The following is a 2009-nucleotide window of genomic DNA, read 5'->3' on the forward strand; positions in this document are numbered from 1 at the left end:
CGTCTCCGGCGGCCCCACCGGCGACCGTCCGGGCCACCAGCACCTGCCAGGGCAGCCGGAGACGTCACGGTGGGCGCCGCCGACCTGCTGGCCGAGCTGGAACGCGGTGGCGCGACGTTGCCGGCCCGCCGCGACGCGCAGTGGCGCTGGCCGCTGCCACCGGCGCGAAGCGAGTCGGTGGAGGTGCTGCCCGCCGTCGAGCTGCGGCGGATCGCCGACGCGGCGGCGGGCACCCTGCGTACCGCGAGCGAGCAGGGGGTGGCGGGCCGCGCGGTGGGTCAGCGCGCGTTGCGCGACGCGCTGCTCGACCACGTGGCCGTGCTGGTCACGCCGGACGATCCGCCGGGCCCTGCCGTCGAGGTGCCGCAGCGGCTGGTGCAGGGGCTGGTCCGGATGGGCTTCCTCGGCGCGATCGACGATCCGGCCGGTCCTGGCGCGCGCTCCGAGGTCCAGGTGCGGGTGGCGGGCCGTTGGGTGGGCCTGGTGGGACCATACGGAGCGGCCTGGTTGCAGAAGGCCACCGATCTTGCCGTGACGCCCCTCGCCACTCGTCCGAACGGATGACCCCTGCTCATTCTTCTGGGCCGGTGCGGCCGTTGGGGGGATGCTTCAACCCGGCTGTCCGGGTACCGTCCATCCTCGGATCCAACGCACCGTAGGCGGCTGGATCCGCTGGGGAGTGAGGTGCGACGAGCGATGCCGTGGTGGTCATGGCGCCCCGGTCCCGCCGACGGCGGCGATCCGGAAACCCGAAGCGGGATCACAGTGGAGAGCGCGGTCCGGGTCGGCCCGCCGAGCCCTCGCCAGCCGGGGGACGACTGCCCGGGCAGCGACCGGCCCGTACTGACCGAGATGCCGGCGACCATCGAGCCGGTGAGCCTGCGCCGCGTCTGTGACGCACTCGACCTGCTCGACGTGCGCTACCTGGCCGACGGCGACGGCAACCTGCTGGCCATGTGGGAGCGGCACGCCGTGCTGGTGACCCTCGAAGGCCCCGAGGACGAGATCCTGGTGATGCGGGCCCGCCCGCACGCCACGGTTCCGCCGGACTGGGCCGACCGGGCCTACCGGGTGGTCAACGAGTGGAACCACACCCGCCGCTTCTGCAAGGCGTACATCGGCGACCCGACCGAGCGCGGGCAGCTGCCGATTTACGCCGAGTTGCAGGTGCCGCTGGGCGCCGGCACCCACGACGCTCTGCTGGTCGAGATGCTCGACTGCGGCGCGGCGGTGGCCGCCAGCTTCGTGGACTGGCTGCACGACGAAGGCGCCCTGCTCTGAGGCGCCCCGCGGCGTCCGTGCCGGAACGCGCCGTCAGGCGCCCTCGGCCGGGTCCTCCATCACGTTGACCATGAAGTACGCGGCCCGCTCCAGATAGTCCCAGAGAGCGACGGCGAGCTGCGGCTCCAGGTCGAGCCGGTCCACCGCCTGGCGCATGTGCCGCAGCCAGGCGTCCCGCTCGGCCCCGCCGATCCGGAACGGCGCGTGCCGCATGCGCAGCCGCGGGTGCCCGCGCTGTGCGGAGTACGTGTTCGGCCCACCCCAGTACTGCATCAGGAACAGGGTGAACCGGTCGGCCGCCGGGCCCAGGTCCTCCTCCGGGTACATGGGTCGCAGCAGGGGATCGGTGGCGACGCCGGCGTAGAACTCGTCCACCAGCCGGCGGAAGGTGGGTTCGCCGCCGACCGCTTCGAAGAGGGTCATCGACGCATCGTTACGGTCGGATTCACCTGCGGGGTTCACCGTTCCATCCTGCCAGGTGCGTCGGCCGCCGACCCGACCCGGAGGCCGTGCGCCGGCTCACGCGGTGGATCAGGTGACCGCGTGCCGGCGGTGGCCGTCCGCGGGCCGGAGGTCGGTGCCCGCCGGCGTGCCGTCGGCGATGGTGCCGCCCGGATCGGGGGTCGGCTCGGCGTTGGCCGCGGCGGCCTTGGCGACGGCGTCGTCCACCGTCTGCTTGCCCGGCCAGCGCAGGGCGGCGATCGTCATCAGCAGCACCCCGGCGGCGC

3 protein-coding genes and 1 pseudogene are annotated in these 2009 nt (G+C 73.9%); 2 read left to right on the forward strand and 2 right to left on the reverse strand.

Annotated features, from left to right (window positions below; translation table 11 throughout):
• Together AB0J68_RS31570 and AB0J68_RS31575 are read left to right on the forward strand one after the other, a co-directional pair.
• The coding region (locus AB0J68_RS31570; protein WP_363942468.1) for a hypothetical protein at nucleotides 1–564 on the forward strand (564 nt) is incomplete at its 5' end.
• Nucleotides 565–696: 132 nt separating this feature from the next.
• A complete protein-coding gene (locus AB0J68_RS31575) occupies nucleotides 697–1281 on the forward strand; it encodes a YbjN domain-containing protein (protein WP_234582140.1) in 585 nt (194 codons plus the stop codon).
• A 33-nt stretch (nucleotides 1282–1314) separates the two neighbouring features.
• Here AB0J68_RS31575 and AB0J68_RS31580 read toward each other — a convergent pair whose 3' ends face one another.
• Both AB0J68_RS31580 and AB0J68_RS31585 read right to left on the reverse strand, forming a co-directional pair.
• On the reverse strand, nucleotides 1315–1704 hold the full coding sequence (locus AB0J68_RS31580) for a globin (protein ID WP_354860608.1): 390 nt from the start codon (nucleotides 1702–1704) through the stop codon (nucleotides 1315–1317).
• A gap of 108 nt (nucleotides 1705–1812) precedes the next feature.
• Nucleotides 1813–2009: pseudogene (locus AB0J68_RS31585) on the reverse strand (MFS transporter); the annotation flags it as partial.

It is taken from the genome of Micromonospora sp. NPDC049580, from assembly GCF_040675595.1.
Taxonomy (GTDB): domain Bacteria; phylum Actinomycetota; class Actinomycetes; order Mycobacteriales; family Micromonosporaceae; genus Micromonospora.